Genomic DNA, 20433 nt, shown 5'->3' on the forward strand with positions numbered 1-20433 from the left:
CTGCCTGCTCCCTGGATGCCATCAGTTCCAGCTCCCACGAACTCAAACACTGTCGCTGATGGGTGAAGCCAGTGTGACGGTGTTCAAGCCGTGAGAAAATATGGCCCGGCGGGAATATTCGGGTGGGGGTCTGCCCGGAGACACCTGGTGTGTGTCATGGGCGACGACGTCACGCTCACCTGCTCGCAAGCTGATAACAGATACGTGTTTTCCGTCAGCTAGTCGCTCTCGTCGAACTCCAGGGCGAGCGACGCCGCTGGTGTGAGCGCGAAGCCATCCGCGGTGCGCAGGCGCCAGGTGCCCACGTCGGTGACGGGGCCTCCCACGACTTCCGACTCCGAGGCGTCGCCGCGCGTCTCCGCCTGGCCCAGGTGGACACAGAGGTGGACGCGGGCGTTCACCGGGTCCGCCAGCTTCTGCGCCATGTCCTGGAGCACCCGCAGCGTGCGCTCCGCCTCGCGCAGGTACTCGGTGCGCTCGGCGCTGGGGGCGCCGTGGTCCAGCGGGTGCACGGCCAGCAGGGAGGTACCGGACTGGAGCGCCAGCAGGAAGCCGCCGCCGCGCAGGCCCTGCTCGAGCCCATCCAGCACGTCCGCGAGCACTGCGTACACGGCGTCATCATCCTGGGCAGAGGCGGCGAGGACGACCTCGGCGTGGACGGCCAGCGCCAGCCGCGTGCGGCGCGTGGGCTGGACGGGCTCCTCGGCCGCTTCGCTGAGCGCGGCGAGGAAGGCCGTCACGCTGCCGAAGCGGCGGCTGCCGTCCTTCTCCAGGCAGCGCAGCACCACCGCGTCCACCGCCGGGGACACCGCGGCGATGGCGCTGGGCCGGGGCGCGGGCGCCTCCAGGTGCAGCCGCTCCAGCTCCATCCGGTCCTCGCACTGGAAGGGATAGCGGCCGGTGATGAGCTGATGCAGCAGCACGCCCAGCGCGTAGATGTCCGTGTGCGGGCCAATGGGGCCGCCGCGGAACTGCTCGGGCGCCATGGCGTGCGCGGTGCCCAGCCGCTGGCCGGCGATGGTGAGCCCTTCCTGCGAAGGCTCGGCGTGCAGCAGCTTGGCGATGCCGAAGTCCAGCAGCTTCACCCGGGGCGCTCACCTTCCTCCACGACGAGGATGTTGCTGGCCTTCAAGTCGCGGTGGACGACGCCCGCACGGTGCGCGGCCTCCAGCGCCCCGCAGACGGGCTCCAGGTACGCGAGCGCGCGCGTCGACGACAGCCGCCCGCGCTCCTGCACCACCTGACTGAGCGTGCGGCCGGTGAGCAGCTCCATGACGTAGTAGGGGCTGCCGTCCGGCATCAGCCCGAAGTCATACACGTCCACGATGTTGGGGTGGCGAATCTGGTTCACCACGCGCGCCTCGCGCACGAAGCGCTTGAGCATCTCCCCCTGGTCCGCCAGGTGCGGGTGGAGGACCTTCACCGCGGCCCGTCGGCCCAGGATGCGGTGCTCCGCCTCATACACGCTGCCGTGCCCGCCCGAGGCGAGCAGCGCCTTGAGGACGTACTCCCCGGCCAGCGTGCCCGGGCCTCGCTGCGCACGGGAAGGGTCGCTCTGGGCCCGCTCGGATGCATGCAGGTCCGCTCGGGCCTGGATGCGAAAGGTGCTCTCGGAGTCCGCCGCCATGGGGTGCCTCATCCTTACACCTTTCCCCCAGGAGTCTGCTCTGACGCCGGGTTGAATTCCCGCCGCGCCGCGGCATCGGCGTGTGGGCGTTGGTCACCCATCGGGGAGGACGTGGGCGTGTCCCGCGGGGTGTTCGCTGGCGGAAGGTCTGCTGCCCTGGAGTCGGGGGGGATTGGACGGAGGGGCCCTGGCACTGATGGGATTCAGGGGGCGTGACACTTCGCACGGAGAGAGAGCGCGGGGATGGCGGGAGAGCGGGGGCTTCGGGCGAGCGTCGGGGGGCTGCGACATGACGACGTTGGATGAACTCACGACGTGCGCGGGCCTTGCCTTGGCGCCACCGTCCTCCACGGGAGCCTGCCTCATCCTCATCAGCACCACCACGCCGGCAGCCATCGGCAAAGCCTACCGCCTGGACCAGGGCGAGCACATCATCGGCCGCGGCTCCGACGTCACCGTGCGCATCGACGACCACGGGGTGTCGCGCAAGCACGCGCGCATCGTTCGCGCGGGCGACGGTGCCTGCCACGTCACCGATCTGGACTCCACCAACGGCACGCTGCTCAACGGCGTGCCCGTCAGCACCGCCGAGTTGATGGAAGGGGACCGGCTGCAGATCGGCACCGTCACCGTGTTCCGCTTCTCCAAGCGCGAGGTCCTGGAGCAGCGGGAGGAGCAGCTTCGCCAGGCGTTGACCGCCGCGCGCGTGGGCATCTGGGACTGGAACGCGCAGAGCGGCCGGGTGACGTGGAGCGAGCAGGTGGACCGGCTGCTGGGGCTTCCCGTGGGGAAGCTGTCCGGCCGCGCCATGGAGCTGTCGGAGGTGGTGCACCCAGCGGACCTGCCGCGCGTGAGCGAGGTGCTGGGCGCCGCGCTGGAGAAGAAGACGCAGGTGGACGTGGAGTACCGCATCGAGCCGCAGGGGAGCGGCTGGCGGTGGATTTCCTGCAAGGGTGACGTGCTGTGTGACGCCTCGGGCGCGCCGGCGCGGGTGACGGGCACGGTGATGGACATCACCGCGCGCAAGCTGGCCGAGCAGGAGCTGCACCGCCAATCGCTCATCTTCGAGAGCATCTACGACGGCGTGGTGATTACCGACCTGGGCGGCGGCATCATCGACTGGAACTCCAGCGCCGAGCGCATGTTCGGGCGGCAGAAGTCGGAAGCGCTGGGCCAGACGCTCTTCAGCGTGTTGCACCCGGATGAGCCCGACCGGCTCACCGGCCTGATTCTCACCGGGCTGGACAAGCAGGGGCGCTGGTCCGGAGAGCTGGAGTTCAAGCGCCGCGACGGCACCACCTGCTGGTGTGAGTCCGTCGTCGTGCCGCTGCGCGACAGCGAGGGGCGCGCCATCGCCAACATCATGGTCCACCGCGACACGACGGAGCGGAAGCAGCTCCAGGCGCACCTGGTGGTGGCGGACCGGCTGGCGTCGGTGGGCACGCTGGGCGCGGGCGTGGCGCACGAAATCAACAACCCGCTGGCCTACATGCTCGTCAACCTGCACCTCATCCGCGAAGGGCTGGAGCGGCTGGAGAGCCAGGCGCCCGCGGCGCCCGTGGCGTCGTTGCAGCAGCTGGTGCGTGAGACAGCGGAAGGCGCCGAGCGCATCGCCACCATCGTCCGCGACCTGAAGGTCTTCGCGCGCGGTGAGCAGGAGGCGCGGCTGATGCCGGTGGACGTGCGCCGGGCGGTGGAGCTGGCGTGCAAGATGGCGGACAACGTCATCCGCCACCGGGCGCGGCTGGTGACGGAGTTCGAGCCGGTGGCGCCGGTGGAGGCCAGCGAGTCGCGGCTGTGCCAGGTGTTCCTCAACCTGCTGCTCAACGCGGCGCAGGCGATTCCGGAGGAGGGCACGCCGGGCGTGGAGCACGAGATTCGCGTGGTCATCCGCGCCGGAGAGAAGGACCGGGTGGTGGTGGAGGTCCGCGACACGGGCATGGGCATGGGCCAGGAGGTGCTGGGCCGCATCTTCGACCCGTTCTTCACCACCAAGCCGGTGGGCGTGGGCACGGGGCTGGGGCTGTCCATCTGCCACGGCATCATCGAATCCATGGGCGGCTCCATCCAGGCGGAGAGCGAGCCGGGCCGGGGCACCACCTTCCGCGTGGTGCTGTGCGCCGCCACGCGCGAGCTGGAGGTGCTGCCGCGCCTGTCCGCCGCCATGCAGGCCAACGCGCGCGCGCGCATCCTGGTGGTGGATGACGAGCCCAACGTGACGTTGGCGCTCCAGCGCTCGCTGGCCGCGGACCACGAGGTGTCCACCGCGAACAGCGCCCAGGCCGCGCTGCGGCTGGTGAGCGACGGCGGCCGTTTCGACCTCATCCTCTGTGACGTGATGATGCCCGGGATGACGGGCATGGACCTGTACCACGAGCTGGGCCGCTGCGCCCCGGAGCAGGCTGGACGCATGGTGTTCATGACGGGTGGCGCCTTCACGCCGCGCACGGTGTCCTTCCTGCGTGACGTGCCCAACGCCAAGATTGCCAAGCCGCTGGACCTGATGCAGTTGCGCGAACTCGTGGGCCGCTCCGCCGAGGCGGGGCGATGAGCCATCCGGTGAGTGGCCTCTCTGGAACGGACCCTTCGGAGGACGCGCCCGCGCCCTCCCTGTCCCTGGTGACGGAGCGCCCCGCGGCGCTGGAGTTGACGACACGCGCGCTGGGCATGGGCCTGCTCATTGGCGGGCTGCTGGCCATCACCAATGTGTACATGGGGCTGAAGACGGGCTGGTGGGAGAGCGGCTCCGTCACCGCCGCGGTGCTGGGCTTCAGCGCTCTGGCCTCGGTGTCCCGCCGGCGCGGCGTGCCCTATACGCCGTTGGAGAACAACCTCACGCAGACGGCGGCGGCGGCCGTGGGGGCCATGCCGGCGGCGGCGGGCCTCCTGGGCGCATTGCCAGCGCTGACGCTGCTGGGCACCACCGTCCCGGGCTGGGGGTGGCGGTGTGGAGCGTGGCGCTGGGGGTGTTGGGCGTGCTCGCCGCGCATCTGCTCAGGCGCCGGCTGGTGGCCCAGGAGGCCCTGCCGTTTCCCACCGGCATCGCCACCGCGGAGCTGATTACCGCGATGCACGCGTCCACGGCGGACACGGTCCGCGCGGGTCGTGGACGATTGCTGGCGGGGGCGGGCGCGGTGGCGGTGGCCATCACCGCCGCGCGGGATGCGCTCAAGTGGTTGCCAGGGATGACGGCGATGCCCGGGACGTTGGCGGGGCTCCCCGCCGCGTCGCTGACGTGGGGCGTGGGGTGGAGCCCCATGCTGCTGGCCATTGGAATGATGACGGGGCCGCGCCTGGGCCTGAGCATGCTGGCGGGCGCGGCGGTGGCGTGGGGCGTGCTGGCGCCGGGGCTCGCGGGCGCGGGTGTGCTGGCGGACACGCGCTACGAGACGCTCTCCGCCTGGCTCACGTGGCCGGGCGTGGGGTTGATGGTGGGCTCGGCCCTGGCGGCGCTGCTCGCGCAGGCGCGCGACTTCCTGAGCGCGGCGCGTGACGTGAGCAGCCTGGGGCGGGGCGCGGCGGTGCCGTCCTGGGCGCTGGGCGCGGGCCTGGCGGCGTGTGTGCTGGCGGTGGTGGTGGGCTCGGCGCTGTTCGGCCTCAGCGTGCCGTACATGCTGCTGGCGCTGGTGCTGGTGCTGCCCCTGTGCGCGGTGTGCGCGCGCGGCGCCGGACAGGTGGACGTGTCCCCCGTGACGCAGATGGGGCAGGTGACGCAGGTCATCTTCGGCGCGCTGCTGCCGGGGGCCATGGCGCCCAACGTCGCCGCGGGCGCCGTGGTGTCAGGCGCGGCCGCGCAGACGGGCGTCAGCATGTGGTCGCTCAAGGCGGGGCACCTGCTGGGGGCCTCCGCGCGCCACCAACTCGCCGCGCAGCTCGTGGGCGTGCTGGCGGGCTCGGTGGTGGGCGTGCCGGTGTACCTGCTGCTGTCCAGGACGCATGGCCTGGGCTCGGAGGCGCTGCCCGCGCCCTTCGCCCACCAGTTCCGCGCGGTGGCGGAGGTGGCGGTGCGAGGGTTGGACGGGCTGCCGCCTCACGCGGCGCTGGCGGCCTGCGTGGCCGTGGGCGTGGGCGCGCTGCTCACCTTCGTGTCCCGTGGCCGGGCGGCGCGGTGGCTGCCACTGCCGGTGGCGCTGGGCATCGGCTTCATCCTGCCGGCCTACTACGCGGTGACGCTGTGCCTGGGCGCGCTGGGACTGGCGGCGGCGCGTTGGCGCTGGCCCCAGGCGGCGGACCGGGACACGTCCACGCTGGCGGCGGGCGCCATCGCGGGCGAGTCGCTGGCGGGCGTGCTCATCGCCGCGCTGATGGCCTTCGGCCTCACGTAGCCGACGAAGACTCGAGCACCTTCTCCAGGGAGCGGCGGATGCGGCCCTCCATGAGGTTGGGCACGTGCCGCGCGCGCTCCAGGGCCTCGCGTAGCACGCGCGCGGCCTCTTCCCGGTCGCCCCGGCGCAGCGCCGCCAGCCCCATCATCTCCAGGACCTCCAGCGGCTCCTGCTCCACGGACACCTGCGCGGAGCGCTCGCGCAGGGACCACCACGCCTCGGGGGCGGCGTCGCGGGTGGCCAGCTCCACCATGGAGAAGAGGACCTCCTCCGACGGGCTCAGCTCCACGCCCGGCGGGCCTTCCGCCATCACGTGCCGCACCTGGGCCAGCACCTCGCGGGCACGGGTGTGCCGGCCCATCCAGGCCAGGGCCCGCGCCTGGAGCAGCAGGGCCCACGGGCGTGACGCCACCTCCGGGTGCCGTCGCTCCAACGCAATGGCGCGAGCGATGTGGGGCGCCGCGGCGTCGGCGTCGCCGGCCTGGTAGTGCAGCTCACCGAGGTTGTGCTCGGCGAAGTACTCCCAGCCCACCATGCCCAGCTCGCGGCCCAGGTGCATGAAGCGCTCCTGGTCCTTCAGCGCCCGCGTCAGCTCCTTGCGTGCCACCCACAAGTTACGCCGGTTGTTGATGGCGCTGCCCAGGTGGAAGTGGTCACCGCGCTCGGTGCAGGCGGTGATGACCTCGGTGAGCACGTGCTCCGTCTCGTCGATGTCGCCCAGGTTGGGAAGGATGACGGCCAGCAGCAGCTGCGCCACCACCTGCGTCTCATAGCCCGCGTCGCCCAGGCGGCGCGCGCGCTCGGCGGCGGCCTCCAGGGGCATGCGCGCCTCCTGCCACTCACCCTTGCGGAACTGGGCGCGCCCCAGCGCCAGCAGCAGCCGCGCCTGCACGTAGGGCGAGGCCACGGTGGCCGCCAGATGCTGGGCCTCCAGCGCGCGGGCCTCGCTGCGCGTGTAGTCGTTCACCCAGTCCAGCGCCATGGCCTCGTCCAGCAGCAGCTCCACTTCCGTGCGCGTGTGGCCCAGCCGGCGGGCACGCTCGCGGGCCGCGGCGAAGTCCGCCAGCGAGTCGTCATACCGGCCAATGCGGATGCGCATCAGGCCCCGGCCGCGCAGCGCGGTGAGGCAGCGCAGCTCGTCGGTGGGCTCCAGCAGCTCCAGCGCCCGCGTGTACATGGCCTCGGCGTCGAGGAACGCGTGGCGGCCCCGGGCGGACTCGGCCAGGTCGATGGAGAGCGCGGCGGCCTCGTCGCGGCGCCCGGCGGCGGCCGCGTGCAGGGCCAGGCGAGGCAGGCGCTGGCGCTCACCGGCGCCGGCCGCGCTGAGGAAGTAGCGGTAGGCGGCGTGGTGGACCTGCTCGCGCTCGGCGGCGGGCAGGGTGGAGGCCACCGCCTCGCGCAGCAGCTCGTTGCGGAAACTCAACCCATCGTGGCGGTGGGACACCAGCAGGCCGGAATCCAGGAGCCGCTTGGTGGCGTGGCCCGCGTCCAGGGGAAGCCGCCCGCGGCGCCTTCGCGCTCCAGCTCGCGCACCACGCCTTCGGCAGTGGCCGCGGTGAAGTCCGTGCCCAGCATCGCGCACAGGCGCGCGTGCGCGGCCAGCGATGGCGGCAGCGCGCCCAGCTCGCGGTCCGCCAGCCACTCCACCAGCCGCAGCTCGGGCACCTTCTCCAGCCCGTCGGTGACGAGGTACCAGCTCCTCCCGGCGCGCGCTGGCGCACCAGGCCCTGGCGCTTGAGGCCGCGCACCAGCTCCACCAGATAGAGGGGGACGTATTGCGCGCGCTCGACGATGCGCTCCACCGCTTGCGCGGGCACGTTCTCCACTGGCTTGAGCAGCAGGCGGCACAGCGTCTGCGCCTGGTCGGCCGCCAGCACCGGCAGGGACAACGTGGCCTGCTTCGCGGCGCGAGTGCCCCAGGTGGGACGGCTCTTCTCGAAGCCCGGGCGCGCCAGCACGCACACCCACAGCGGGACGCTGGCCTCGGCGAGGCAGGCGTACTCCAGCGCGTCCAGCGCCGTCTCCTCCGCGAAGTGCGCGTCGTCCAGGACGAGGCACAGCGGACGCTCGCGGGCATTGGCGGCCAGCAGCTCACCGGCGGCGCGCATGGCCAGCGAGCGAAGCGCACCGGGCGCGGCGGCCCAGCTCTGGAGCTCCGGACCCCGGGCGTGTACCAACCCAGCGTGGCGGCCACGCCGGGCCACAGCTCGGTGCCCAGCGTGGGGCCCAGGCGCTGGAGGATGGCGGCGCGTGTCTGCTGCTCGGTGTCCGTGTCGTCGCGCTCGAAGGCGTTGAGGGCGCACCGCAGCAGCGTGCGCAGGGTGCCGTCGGGGTCGCCCTGCACCGGCTCCCGGGAGCGCGAGCTGTACACCCGCGCGTGGGGCAGCAGCAGTTGCAGACGGCGGGCGAGGGTTGCAGCGAGGTGGCTCTTGCCCAGGCCTCGCTCACTCAAGACGGTGACGATGGTGGGCGTGGCGCCGCCCACCGCGGAGCGCGCGCTCTCCAGCAGCTCGGCCAGCTCCGCCTCGCGGCCCACCAGCACCTCGCTGCCGAGCTGGAGGACGGTGATGTCCGGACGGGGCGCGGCGCCCGGCGGCGCGGGGCGCAACAGGCCCCGCAGCTCCGGCACCTCCATGCAGGGCACCTCGGGCACGGCCTCGGCGGCGGCGGGAGACAGCAGGAGGCCATGGGCCTCGGGCCCGCTGGGATAGCGGTCCTCGCGGGACAGGATGGCGCCCAGGTAGCGCGGCGCGCCGGTGGGGCGGCGCTGCACGGTGACGGCGGACACGTCCACGAGGCCGTTGGGCGACAGGCCCCGCTCCGCCAGTCCTTCCGCGGCGCGCATGGCGCGGCGCACCGGGTTCTCCCCGCGTCCGGGTCGAAGACGGCGGCGACGCGCTGGGCGTCGGAGAAGGCCGGTGGCCGCCATAGGAGGCCAGGGCCTTCTGGAGCGACACGGGGTTGGCGCGCGAGGTGAGGAACAGGATGGCGACGGAGCGGCGCACCTGGGCGGGGCGCGGCTCGCCCGGCGCCGCGGGCCGGGGCGTCGCGGGCTCGGTGGCGCGGTGGGCGTGCTCGAAGGCCTCGCGCAGCGCGCTGCCCAGCGCGGCGGCGTTCTCCGGACGGCGGGCGGGCTCCTTCGCCAGACAGCGCAGCACCACCTCCTCCACCGCGGGCGGCACGGGCGCGAAGTCGGACGGGGGCGGTGGGCGCAGCGACAGGTGGGCCTGGAGCACGTCCGGGGTGGGACCGAAGAAGGGCGGCCGTCCGGTGAGCATCTCGTAGAGGAGGACGCCCAGCGCGTACACGTCCGTGCGCGTGGAGATGTCCGCGTTGCCCGCACATTGCTCGGGGGCCATGTACTCCGCGGTGCCGGCGAAGCCAGACGCGTCACTGGGCGTGGAGGCATCGCTGGGTTGCGAGGCGCTCTCCGTGGTGGCGCCTCGCACCAGGCCGAAGTCGAAGACGCGCACGTGGCCCGTCGCTTCGTCGACGAAGAGGTGCTCCGGCTTGAGGTCGCAGTGGGCGAGCCCGTGTGCGTGGACCTGGGCCACCGTGTCCACCACGGCCAGCGCGCGAGGCGCCAGCTCGTCGGGGGGCAGCGGTCCCGCGGCGCGAGCCAGCCGGTCCGCCAGGGTGGGGAGCGGCACGTACTCCATGGCCAGGAAGCGCGCGCCACCCGTCAGGGCGCCCGCCTCGTAGAGCGCGGGCACCGTGGGCGGCCCGAGCACGCGCAGGGCCTCCGACTCACGGGCGAGCTGGGCGCGGCCCAGCCAGTTGCTCCCACGGGCCACCTTGATGGCCACGCGCAGGCCGTCCGCTTCGCGCTGGGCGCCCAGCAGCACGCCGAAGCCTCCTCGCGCGAAGACGCCGTCCACCTGGTAGCCCGGAACAGCGGGCACAGGGGACGGCGAGGGCGTGTCTCCCTGAGGAGGCGGTCCTGGCGGGCACGGCGCATGAGAGCCTTCCCAGCGCCGTCCGCATGTCTGGCATCGCGGCACGGAGGGGACTCTACGTCAGGTGTCCTCCGGTTTCAGAACCCCCGGGGTCGTCTACGTACCATCCCGGGGGTCCAGGGTTTCCCACCACCGTGTTCAGCGCTCCGGGACTTCCACCGCGCGCAGCAGCGTGGACTCCGAACCCGGCATGCGCACGCGCAGGAGCAGCGCGGCGCCGGGCTTCGCGGCCGTCAGTGCCTGGGCGGCGTCCGACGCGCTGGCGATTTTCTGGTCGCCCACCTGGACCAGCACCATGCCGGCACCAGTCCCCCGCGCTCGGCGGGGCTGCCCGGCTCCACGGCGACCACCTGCGCGCCGCCGTCCCGCGTGTCCGACAGTTGCACGCCCAGCCGCCTCGGCGCGGAGGCGGACGCGTTGCGCGGAAGCACCTCTTGCTCGCCATTCTGCGCGGGCCGCGTGCCCAGGGTGACGTCCAGCGACTGCGCCTTGCCACCGCGCAGCACGTCCACCTTCACGCGGCTGTCGGGCTGGAGCAGGGCCACGGCGCGCGTCAGCCCGCCCGCGGAGTCCACCGGCTTGCCGTTCACGGAGGTGATGACGTCCTCCTCGCGCAGGCCGGCGCGCTCGCCCGGGCTGCCGCGGTTGACGCCCGCCACCACCGCGCCCTTCATCGCTTCCAGGCCCAGCGCCCGCGCCAGGTCCGGCGTGAGGTCCTGTACGGCCAGGCCCAGCCAGCCGCGACGCACCACGCCCGTCTCCTTGAGCTGCGGGAGCAGCGCCTGGATGAGCTTGCTGGGCACCGCGAAGCCGATGCCCGTGGCGCCGCCGACGATGGCGGTGTTCATGCCCACCACCTCGCCCCGCATGTTGAAGAGCGGCCCGCCGGAGTTGCCGGGGTTGATGGCGGCGTCCGTCTGGAGGAATTCGTCATAGGGGCCCGCCTGGATGTCGCGAGCCCGCGCGGAGAGGATGCCCGCGCTCACGCTGGACGCCAGGCCGAAGGGATTGCCAATGGCCATGACGGCGTCGCCCACGCGCAGCGCGTCCGAGTCCCCAGCGGCACCGCCGGCAGGTTGCCCGGCGCCCCCTTCAGCTTCAGCAGGGCCACGTCGGTGAGCGGGTCGCGGCCCATCACCTCCGCGTCGAAGGCACGCCCGTCATCCAGCTTCACGCGCACCTGGTCGGCGTCCTCCACCACGTGGTTGTTGGTGAGGACGATGCCGGAGGCGTCGATGATGAAGCCGGAGCCCGCGCCCTGTCGCGCCGGACCGTTGCCTTCGCCGCCGAACCCGGGCGGCAGGCCGAAGCGCTCCGCGATACCGGGTGGCAGGCGCTGCATGGCGGCTGACCTGCGGGGCCGCGCGCGCACCTCCACGTTGACCACCGCGCCCTTCACCGCGTCCACCAGCGGCGCCAGCGAGGTGATGCCGCCCTGGCTTCCGGCCACGGCCGGATTGAAGAGCGCCTTCTGGATGGGCGGCGCCGCCTGCGCCGGAACAGCGGCGGCGACCTGGGCGGTGGGAGCGGGAGACGCCGCGGACGCGGAGGTAATGGCTTGGCCACAGGCGCCAAGCGTGGCGGCGGGAAGAAGGACCAGCGCACTGAGGAAGCGGCGGGAGGGGAGCGAGCAGGCCATCGTTCGTTCTCCAATCGAGAGGGAAAATGCCGGTCCAGGCGAGGGGCCTGCGCGAGAAAGGTCCCACCTTGGAGGGGTGGAAGGTGATGCCCTGCGGCCGACTGTCCCCCGACGTCAGCAGCGGTCATCGCCATGGGGTTTCTTGCGTGAGCCCCGCGCCCGAACCGATGCTGGGAGGCATTGCAGTTGGCGGGCCAACGCTTCTCGCCCTCGGAATGCCTCGGAGCCACGGCCCGTGCGTGCCCCAGGTGCCCCATCATCCCGGGGCAAACTGCCCCGGCTTGGGGCATTTCTCCCCGAGGCAACGTGCCCCGCCCCCGTTTCTGGGGCGCCAGCGGGCCATACAGCGGGTGTGGAACCTGTCAGGAGCGTCCCGCGCCAGGCCAGCGCGCTGTCCGGGGGTGCCGCGCCTGTCCCAGAAGCGGAGCACCTCCTTATATGGGCGACAGGGATGGGGGCTCCTGGCGGCCCTGGCGTGGGAGGCGAGCGGGCCCTCGCGGGCCGGCGGGCGGGAGGGCAGGGGCCAACGCTCCGGGGCCACGGCGTGGCACGGCGGATGCTCATGCGTTGGGCGCCCGGCGCCGCCCCGTCCCGAAGCGAGGGAGGGGCCCAGGTGCCGGGTGTGCCCACCACACCACAAGGAGCAGCCATTGATGGGGCCAGACGAATTCACGGCGGTCAGCGACGATGTGCGGGAGTGGCCGCTGTCGACGCGTGAGTGGGTGTCGCGCCGCAGCGCTCCGCGCATCCTCCTGGGGGAGGACCAACCCGAGATGCGCAGCCTGCTGCGGCGGGCGCTGTCCCGGCGCGGGTATGACGTCGTGGAGGCGCCGGACGGCCCGGGACTGGTCAAGGCGCTGGTGGACGGACTGCTCGCGCAGCAGACGCAGGTCCCCGACCTCATCGTCACCGATGTGCGCATGCCCGGCTTCTCGGGCATCGAGGTGCTGGCCCGCCTGCGCCGCGAGGGCTGGACGACGCCCGTCATCCTCATCACCGCCTTCGGCGATGCGCAGCTCCACCAGGAAGCGGAGCTGCTCGGCGCGGCGCGCGTGCTCAACAAGCCCTTCGCCATGGAGGATTTGTGCGAGGCGGTGGAGATGCTGATACCGCCGCCGCGCTGAGCCTTCACGGCGTGCGTGCCCCGACTGTTCGCTCAGTGTCGTGGGCCCGGCGTTGAATCCGATGGACGCGGTGGGGCGGGTGCTTGCACCCTGACGGGCCTGGGTCCAGGCTCGCGCGGGGCGGTGGGCGTCGCACGAACCGCTTCACTCGAGGCGTCTCATGCGGATTCCATCCTCGCTGCTGTCCTTGCTCGCGCTGGGCGCGGCGTGCCATTGCAGCCCCACGAACCGGCCGGTGCCGGATGCGGGAGGCGGCGTGCAGGAACCCGTGCGGCGCGTGGCGCACATCATCCGTGAGTATCCCCACGCGACGAATGCCTTCACCCAGGGGCTGGTGTTCCACCAGGGGCACCTCTTCGAGAGCACCGGGCACCAGGGGACGCTGCGGCAGCTGTCGCTGGAGAGCGCGCAGCCGGTGTGGATGGAGCGCCTGGGGAACATCTTCGCGGAGGGCCTGGCCAGCGACGGAGAGCGCCTGTACCAGCTCACCTGGACCGAAGGCCTGCTCTTCACCTGGAGCGGCATGCCGCCGCAGCGCGAGCGGACCACGCGCTATTCGGGGGAGGGCTGGGGCCTCTGCTACTGGAACGGGAAGCTGGTGCGCAGCGATGGCGGCACCATGCTCACCTTCCACGAGCCCGACGGCTTCGCCCTGGTGGGCGCGGTGCAGGTGAAGCTGCGCGGCCAGCCCGTGGAGCTCATCAACGAGCTGGAGTGCGCCAACGGCGTCATCTACGCCAACATCTGGCACAGCTCGGACGTGCTGGAGATCGACCCCGCCACGGGCACGGTGGTGGGCGTCATCGACGCGTCGGCGCTGACGCGCGCGGTGGCGGGGCAGGTGACCAACCCCGAGGCGGTGCTCAACGGCATCGCCGTGGAGCCGGGCTCGGGCCGCATCTTCATGACGGGCAAGCTGTGGCCCCGCCTCTTCGAGGTGCGTCTGGACGTGGTGGACTGACGTCAGGCCTTGCGCGTGTCGTCGTCGCGCTCCAGCTTGCGGTACAGCGTCTTGCGGTCCACCCCGAGGATGCGCGCCGCCAGCGTGCGGCTTCCGCCCACCGCCTCCAGAACGCGGTGGATGTAGCGCCGCTCCAACTGCTCCAGCGTCACCAGCTCCGAGGCGTCCTGCGTCTCCGGCACCACGCGCGGCTGGCTGTAGTTGCGGACGCGCTCGGGCAGGTCGTCCACGGTGATTTCCTCGAAGGAGGTGAGCGCCACCGCGCGCTCCAGGCAGTTCTGCAGCTCACGCACGTTGCCCGGCCAGCCGTAGGCGAGCAGCCGCTGGGCCGCCCCGGGGGACAGGCCCAGCACCCGCTTCCCGGTGCGCGAGGCGAACTGCTCGATGAAGCGCTGAGACAGGGCCAGCACGTCGTTGCCGCGCGCGCGCAGCGGCGGCAGCTCCACGCCGATGACGTTGAGCCGGTAGTAGAGGTCCTCGCGGAAGCGGTCCTCCTCCACGGCCAGCTCCAAATCCCGGTTGGTGGCGGCGACGATGCGCGCGTCGAAGGGCACCTCCGTGTCGCCGCCCACCGGGCGCACCGTGCGCTCCTGCAGGGCGCGCAGCAGCTTGGGCTGGAGGGTGAGCGGCAGCTCGCCCACCTCGTCCAGGAAGAGGGTGCCCCGTTGGCCTGGACGAACAGGCCGGTGCGGGCGGCCTTGGCGTCGGTGAAGGCGCCCTTGGCGTGGCCGAACAGCTCGCTCTCCAGCAGGGCCTCTGGCATGGCCGCGCAGTTGATGGCGACGAAGGGCCCGTCCTTGCGGCGCCCGCGCGTGTGGACGGCCCGGGCTGCCACCTCCTTGCCGGTGCCGCTCTCGCCGGTAATCAGCACCGTGGAGTCCAGGTCCGCCACGCGGTCGATGAGCGCGTAGGCCTGCTTCATGGCGGGGCTCTCACCCACCACGGTGCCGCTGTCCTCGCGCCGGCCCAGCTCCTGGCGCAGCCTGCGCACCTCTTCACGCAGGGCGCGGTGCTGTACGGCGCGCTCCAGCACCAGCACCAGCGCGTCCACGTCGATGGGCTTGGTGACGAAGTCGTACGCGCCGGCGCGGATGGCGGCCACCGCCGTCTCCAGGCTGCCGAAGGCCGTCACCACCACCACGGGGATGTCCGGGCGGTTGAGGGCGATGCGCTCGCACAGCGCCAGCCCGTCCATGCCGGGCATGCGCAGGTCGGTGAGCACCACGTCGAAGTCCTCGGCGGCCAGCCGCACCAGGGCCTCGTCCGCTGTCGGGAGCGCCACGGGCGTGAAGCCCCGGCGCGTGAGCCCCTTCTCCAACATCGCGCGCATCTCGCGCTCGTCCTCGACGACTAGGACGCGGCCTGGCATGTGTCTTCACCCCTTGGCAGGTAGATGGAGAAGCAGCTACCGCGTCCGGGCTCGCTGCGCACGGCAATCCAGCCGCCATGCTCCAGCATGAGCCCATAGGAGACAGACAGGCCCAGTCCGGTGCCCTCTCCCACGTCCTTGGTGGTGAAGAAGGGCTCGAAGAGATGGGCCAGCACGTCCTCGGGAATTCCCTGGCCCTCGTCCTCCACGTCCAGGCGCACGTAGTCCGCCTCGGGCCCGCCCACGTCCGGGGGCGGGGTGCTCCGGGTGTGGGCCGCGCGCACGCGCACCGTGCCCGGCTGCTTCATGGCCTGCACGCCGTTCATCACCAGGTTGGTGAGCACCTGCTGCACCTGGCCCGCGTCCACCTCCACCGTGAGTCCCTCGGGGATGTCCGTCTCCAGCGTGACGCTGTTTCGCGCCGCCATGGAGCGCAGCAGCGACAGGGTGCGTTCGACCAGGCCCAGCACGTCTTCCGGCGCGCGGTGCGGCTTCCTCCGCCGCGCGAAGTCGAGGAGCTGACGGATGATGGCCGTCATGTGCTGGGCCTGCTGCGAGATGATTTGCGCGCACTCGCCCACTTCCTCGCCCTCCGCCTCGCCGGAGGAAATCATCTTCGCCCGGCCCATGACGACGTTGAGCGGAGTGCCCAGCTCATGCGCCACGCCGGAGGCCAGCTTGCCCACGGTGGTGAGCCGGTCCGCGTGACGCAGGTGGTCCACGGCGGACAGGCGCGCGGCCGTCTCCGTGGCGAGGCGCGAGCGCGTCTCCTCCAGTTGCTCGCCCATGCGGTTCATGGCGCCGGCCAGGGTGGTGAGCTCGTCGCCGCGGCGCTGCGGGAGCGGCACGCGGGCGGTGAGGTCTCCTCGCCGATGCGGTGGGCCAGGGACACGAGCTGGTCCACCGGCTCGCCCACCAGCCGGCGGCCCATGGCCATGGCGGCCACGATGAAGCCGATGGCCATGGCGGCGGTGGCGGCGAAGGTGCCCATGACCACGGTGTTGACGTACTTCTGCTGTTCGCCCAGCGACTCGGTGATTTCGATGGCGCCCAGCCGGTTGCCGATGAGCACCGGCGTGTACGAATGAAGCAGGCCGGGGTCCACGGCGGGGTCCACCATGGAGCCGTCCTTGCCCTGGAGCAGGGTCGAGAGCAGGCGCGGCGGGAAGCCGGTGAGGGCTGGGGTGCCGGGGCCGCCATCGAGCCACACCCAGCGCAGGTGGACCTGCTCCTGGAATCGGTTGGCCTGGTGGAGCAGGGTGAGCGCCTCGCGCTCCCCGGCGAGCTGCCACGCCTTGCCGATGGAGCCCGCGAGCGTGTGGCCGAGCAACCGGTGGTCATGCTGCATGTCCAAGGCGGAGCGCTCGAGCTCGCGGCGGACCTGGACGTACTGCAAGCCCGCCATGACGGCGATGGCGAGCAGGACGAGGGCGAGGGTGAACTTGCGGGCGAGTCTCACGGGCGGTTCGAAAGAGGCTGCTCCGGTCCGTGCGCCTCGAGGGGGAGGGAGCGCACGGACCGGAGGTGGGTTCTCACAACGTACCGCGAGTGCTGCAACAAGGAAGGCGGCGTTTGCCGCACGGGCCCTCGCCGGCTGTCGGGACGGGCGGGCCGTGCTTCCTTGGGCTCACGCAGAGCATCCACTGTGCCAACGGATGCGGGGCGGTGCCTCACTCGGGGACGCGTGTGCTGTGTCCCACCCTGGGCGGGGCAGATTGCCCCGGAGAGGGGCAGGATGCCCCGACGCCCCTGCCTAGAGCCCCTTCGTTTCGTAGTGGGAGGGGGCGTCGACGTGGAAGGCGAAGTCCACGGTCCGCTTCTCGCCCGGGGCCAGCTTCACCTTCCAGGTCGCGATACCGTCGTTGGACTGGAGCGTGTAGCCGGCCGTCGTCTCGGGTTCCAGCTCCACCTTCACGTCCTCCAGTTCGGACACGGGGAAGTGCTCGGAGAGCTCCACTACTTCCGGGTGCGCGCGGAGGTTGTTCAGCGTGAACTGGTAGGCGTAGCGGAACCGCTGCGTGTCCTTGAACAGGCCCTTGGGGCGTTGGAGTTCCTCCACCACGCGGCGCTCCACGCGCAGGCCTTCTTCCACTCCGAAGGTCAGCTCGAAGGGGGCACCTTGAGCCACGTGTTCCAGGGACTGGCGGCCGATGAAGCCCGTGCCACGATAGAGGTCCACATCCCCTGGCAGCAGCGGGAACGCGGCGGCGTTGTTCAAGCGGGCCACGCGGAAGACGACGGGATGCAGCTTGGGGATGGTGCGCCAGTGGAACGCGGCCTTGAGCCGGGTCTGCGCCACCTGCACGCGCACGGCGCTGTCATCGCCAGGGATGCTCACGGGGGTCGGCGCCACCAGTTGCACGGACAGGCCCTGTGGTACGGATTCGAGTCCCTTCGAACGCGCGGTGTTGTCGGTACCTCCCGCGTGGGCGTGCTGTGGCTGCTCGTCGCGGCGCACCAACACCCGGCGCTCTTTCGCCCGTTCCTCCGCGAACACGGTCAGGGGCCGGATTGCCGGAAGCGTCGCGTCCCGTTGCGGCTGCGCCGTGGAGAGCACCAGCTTCGCCTCCGTCCAATCCTCGCCGGTGGCCTGGCGCACCGTGGCCAGCGTCGTCAATTCCATCGTCCGGGTGCTCTCGTTCGCGCGGGCCTCATAGGAAGGTGTCCAGGAAACCTGGCCCACCAGATAGGTCAGCTCCACGCGGGCCCGCGTTCCCTCGGGGCAGGACAGGCGCACCTCCACGCGGCGTTCCTTTCTTTCAGCGTCGAGCCGGAGCGCCTCCAATTCGACTTCCACCTGGGAGCGCCGTTTCTCGAGCGCACGCAGCCTGGCGCTCGCCTCCAGGTCCTCGGTCATCGCGCGCTGCCGCACGGCCAATGCCGAATCGAGGGCGGCTGCCCAGGCACGTGGGTCGGGTTTTGAAGCCGTCAGTTCCCGGGTGATGCGGTCCACGGCGACATCCGTGTAGCCATTCGCGAGCGTTCTCAGGTCGCTCACGCGTGCCACCGCGTCGTTGTGGGCCTTTTCCTCACGGAGGATGGCGTCCAGGCGGGCTTCCAGGCGGGCGCGTTCCTCGCGATGGGCTTCCTCGCGCGTGGACTCTTCGCTGATGAGGCCTTCCACGGTGGCGCCCATGGCGCGGGCACGCAAACTGTCGGGCGCGGCGGCCAGGGGGACGGCTTCGAAGAGGGCGCTGGTGGGGCCCCGGCACGTTACGGTCTGCTCGCGCGTGACTTGCGCACGGTCCGGGTACACCACGACAGTGGACACCTTGGCGGACGCGACGAGCGCCCACAGCGTCAGGGATAGGGCAGGCATGGGGCGGTCCTCGGGCTACTTCTGGAACAGACGCCAGCCCTTGGGGCGGCTCAGGGTGTATTGGAAGGCGATGGTGGACTTGCTGGACGGGGGCACCGTCACGTTCCACTGGAGCTTCCCCGTTCCCGTGTCGGGTTGAACGGAGGGCACGGCGCGGACCAGCGCCACCTCCACCTTGCCGTCGGTGTTGAGCGGGAGTTGGTCCATCACGCTCACTGCCAGCGGGAAGGGATAGGGATTGGGAACCTCGATGGTGACTTCGTAGGTTCCCACCTCTTCCTTGGAGATGAAGCCCTTCTCCGCCTCGACGAGCCGCACATTGCGGGCGCTGCGCACCTCGCGGTCGATGCCCAGCGGCAGGTTGAAGGTGCCGCCGGGGACGAGCGTCTCCAACGTCGCGGAGCCGGCCGGGTCGGTCCCCACGAAGAGCGACGCGTCACCGCCGGGAAGCACGGTCCGGGCGGGGCCTTTGAGGGTCGCGACGAGGTATGCGTTCTGCGAGAGCGCGGGGAACACCTGTCGCTCCACCTGCACGGGCCAGGACTCGGAGACCAGGGGCAGACTGCGCTCGCCCTTGCCGCTGAGAAGGGTCTCCCGATGCTGCGAGGTGAAGGTGAGGTTGTAGCCCCCCGCGACGGCGACGGGCGACTCCGGGTCGAACGTGGGGGGCCGCCAGGCTGGCGGTGGGCTCAGTCCCACGTCCTGCGGGATGGAATCCTTGTGGACGAACTCCACGTCAATATTGACGCCCGCCATGGTGGAACCGACGTCGATGATGGGCCCGCGGCCATTGATTCCGATGGTTTCGCGCAGGGAATCGGAAAGCAATTCCACGTTGACGCGGATCGTACGGGCCGGACGGAGTTGGATGTGGCTGCGGGCATAGGGCTTGTTCGCCTCGCGTTCGAACCGCAAGGTGTAGAGGTCCGCGGGAATCCCGGTGATGAGGTACTCACCCTTGGCGTTGGTCATTGTCAGGTAATCCCCCTCGAGCGAGGGGGCCGTCGCGATGACGACCACATCTGCAAGCGGCTTTCGGGACTGCGCGTCGGTGACGGTGCCCAGGATGGTGCCCCGGCCCTTTTCCCGCGGAGGCTCGGGGGCTTGGGGCTGCGTGGGCGCGGGTTGCTCTCCGGCCTGCGCGCCAGCCAGCAATAGCAACTGCGCGCGCAGTGCTTGGTCGGCCGATGCCGTGACCTTGGGCTGGCTGTCCGGAGCGGCCTGCGCGGGCCGAATGGACTCTTGATGGGGATGGGGCGTGGGAATGAAGCGCTCCCGGACGCCCAGCTTCCAGGTGCTGAGCTTCGGCATCGCGGTGGCATTGGAGGGCAGGGCGGTGCTGAGCGTGAGCCGCGCGCCCTCCCAGTCCTCACCTGTCTCCTGGCTGACGCGGCCGTAAAAGGCCATCTGCATCCGTTGCGACTCGGGTTGGAGCTGCAACTCATATCGGGGATACCAGCGGGCACCGGTGGTGAGGTACGTCAACGTCACCTTCGTGGCGCCGTTGCCCGTGAGCGTGGCGCCCACCTCGACCCCCGGTTCGCCAAACGTCTTGCCCAACGTCGAGGCGCGCTCCTTGTGCTGCTGCTGTTCCTTCTTGAGCGTCTCGGATTGTGCCTCCAGCTCTCGCATCCGAGCGTCGAGCCGCGCGATGTTGTCCACGAGGAAGGCCGCGGCGGTGCTCCAGTTGGAGGGGCTCGTCTGAGCCCGTGCCGCCTCGCCATCGCCCGGCACCGTGGGGCGAATACGCCGGAGCGCTTCAATCTGAATGTGATGGACATTGCGCTCCGCGGCGATGCGCGCGAGCGCGACGTCGACGTCTTCCAATCTCGCGACGAGCTTCCGGGCTTCGTCGTGGGAAAAGGCCTCCCCCTTCACGATGCGCACGTCGACGTGGGACACCTCCGCGCCCTCGGCCTCGACGCGGATGGAGTCCGTATCCACGTTCTTGGGCAGCCGGGGAAACGTCACCCGCCGCGAGCCGGAAACCGTGAGGCTGCCGGAGCGAACCACCTGCGCCTGGTCGCTGTAGACCGTGACTGACGTGACGGGGGCGTCGAGCGACGCCCCCAGCACGCCTACTGCCATCAACCCGAGTCCGAGGATGAGCATG

Annotated in this window: 7 protein-coding genes and 5 pseudogenes; 4 read left to right on the top strand and 8 right to left on the bottom strand. The window is 71.5% G+C overall.

What is annotated here, in order from left to right:
* Positions 1–218: 218 nt before the first annotated feature.
* Positions 219–1627, bottom strand: a pseudogene (locus tag QEG98_RS05260) (serine/threonine-protein kinase).
* A 289-nt stretch (positions 1628–1916) separates the two neighbouring features.
* Between QEG98_RS05260 and QEG98_RS05265 the strand changes: the two are divergent.
* A complete protein-coding gene (locus QEG98_RS05265; protein WP_316565969.1) occupies positions 1917–4178 on the top strand; it encodes a PAS domain S-box protein in 2262 nt (753 codons plus the stop codon).
* A 116-nt stretch (positions 4179–4294) separates the two neighbouring features.
* Positions 4295–5952 (top strand): annotated as a pseudogene (locus QEG98_RS05270) (OPT/YSL family transporter).
* Here QEG98_RS05270 and QEG98_RS05275 read toward each other — a convergent pair.
* Positions 5945–9953, bottom strand: a pseudogene (locus tag QEG98_RS05275) (serine/threonine-protein kinase PknK). The pseudogenes QEG98_RS05270 and QEG98_RS05275 sit on opposite strands and share 8 nt — an antisense overlap.
* A 93-nt stretch (positions 9954–10046) precedes the next feature.
* Positions 10047–11547, bottom strand: a pseudogene (locus QEG98_RS05280) (Do family serine endopeptidase).
* A 653-nt stretch (positions 11548–12200) separates the two neighbouring features.
* On the opposite strand from QEG98_RS05280, the gene QEG98_RS05285 reads away from it, so the two are divergent.
* Positions 12201–12671, top strand: coding sequence for a response regulator (locus QEG98_RS05285; RefSeq protein WP_316565970.1), 471 nt, complete (start codon positions 12201–12203; stop codon positions 12669–12671).
* Between the two features lie 160 nt (positions 12672–12831).
* Complete coding sequence (locus tag QEG98_RS05290; protein ID WP_316565971.1) at positions 12832–13632, top strand: glutaminyl-peptide cyclotransferase; 801 nt, start codon at positions 12832–12834, stop codon at positions 13630–13632.
* Between the two features lie 2 nt (positions 13633–13634).
* Here QEG98_RS05290 and QEG98_RS05295 read toward each other — a convergent pair.
* The 5 genes and pseudogenes from QEG98_RS05295 to QEG98_RS05310 all read right to left on the bottom strand — a co-directional run bounded on the left by QEG98_RS05295 (position 13635) and on the right by QEG98_RS05310 (position 20432).
* Positions 13635–15001 (bottom strand): annotated as a pseudogene (locus QEG98_RS05295) (sigma-54-dependent transcriptional regulator).
* Positions 14983–15849 (bottom strand): sensor histidine kinase, encoded by an 867-nt coding sequence (locus QEG98_RS41680; RefSeq protein ID WP_410477961.1) that lies wholly within the window; start codon positions 15847–15849, stop codon positions 14983–14985. The pseudogene QEG98_RS05295 and the gene QEG98_RS41680 overlap by 19 nt, the downstream one beginning before the upstream one ends.
* The gene (locus QEG98_RS41685; protein ID WP_410477962.1) at positions 15795–16460 is read right to left on the bottom strand and encodes a hypothetical protein; all 666 of its coding nucleotides are present in this window, start codon (positions 16458–16460) and stop codon (positions 15795–15797) included. The genes QEG98_RS41680 and QEG98_RS41685 overlap by 55 nt, the downstream gene beginning before the upstream one ends.
* 294 nt (positions 16461–16754) lie before the next feature.
* Positions 16755–18320: a mucoidy inhibitor MuiA family protein gene (locus tag QEG98_RS05305; protein ID WP_316565972.1), complete on the bottom strand. Its 1566-nt coding sequence runs from the start codon at positions 18318–18320 to the stop codon at positions 16755–16757.
* 15 nt (positions 18321–18335) lie between these two features.
* Positions 18336–20432: a mucoidy inhibitor MuiA family protein gene (locus QEG98_RS05310; protein ID WP_316565973.1), complete on the bottom strand. Its 2097-nt coding sequence runs from the start codon at positions 20430–20432 to the stop codon at positions 18336–18338.
* Between the last annotated feature and the right edge of the window lies 1 nt (position 20433).

The sequence above is a fragment of the Myxococcus sp. MxC21-1 genome, from assembly GCF_032612255.1.
Classification (GTDB): Bacteria; Myxococcota; Myxococcia; order Myxococcales; family Myxococcaceae; genus Myxococcus; species Myxococcus virescens.

What these genes read in the sequence shown, in the direction of transcription:
- QEG98_RS05310 (WP_316565973.1), bottom strand. Translation starts at nt 20,432, where the DNA reads ATGCTCATCCTCGGACTCGGGTTGATGGCAGTAGGCGTGCTGGGGGCG.
- QEG98_RS05290 (WP_316565971.1), top strand. Translation starts at nt 12,832, where the DNA reads ATGCGGATTCCATCCTCGCTGCTGTCCTTGCTCGCGCTGGGCGCGGCG.
- QEG98_RS05285 (WP_316565970.1), top strand. Translation starts at nt 12,201, where the DNA reads ATGGGGCCAGACGAATTCACGGCGGTCAGCGACGATGTGCGGGAGTGG.
- QEG98_RS05305 (WP_316565972.1), bottom strand. Translation starts at nt 18,320, where the DNA reads ATGCCTGCCCTATCCCTGACGCTGTGGGCGCTCGTCGCGTCCGCCAAG.
- QEG98_RS05265 (WP_316565969.1), top strand. Translation starts at nt 1,917, where the DNA reads ATGACGACGTTGGATGAACTCACGACGTGCGCGGGCCTTGCCTTGGCG.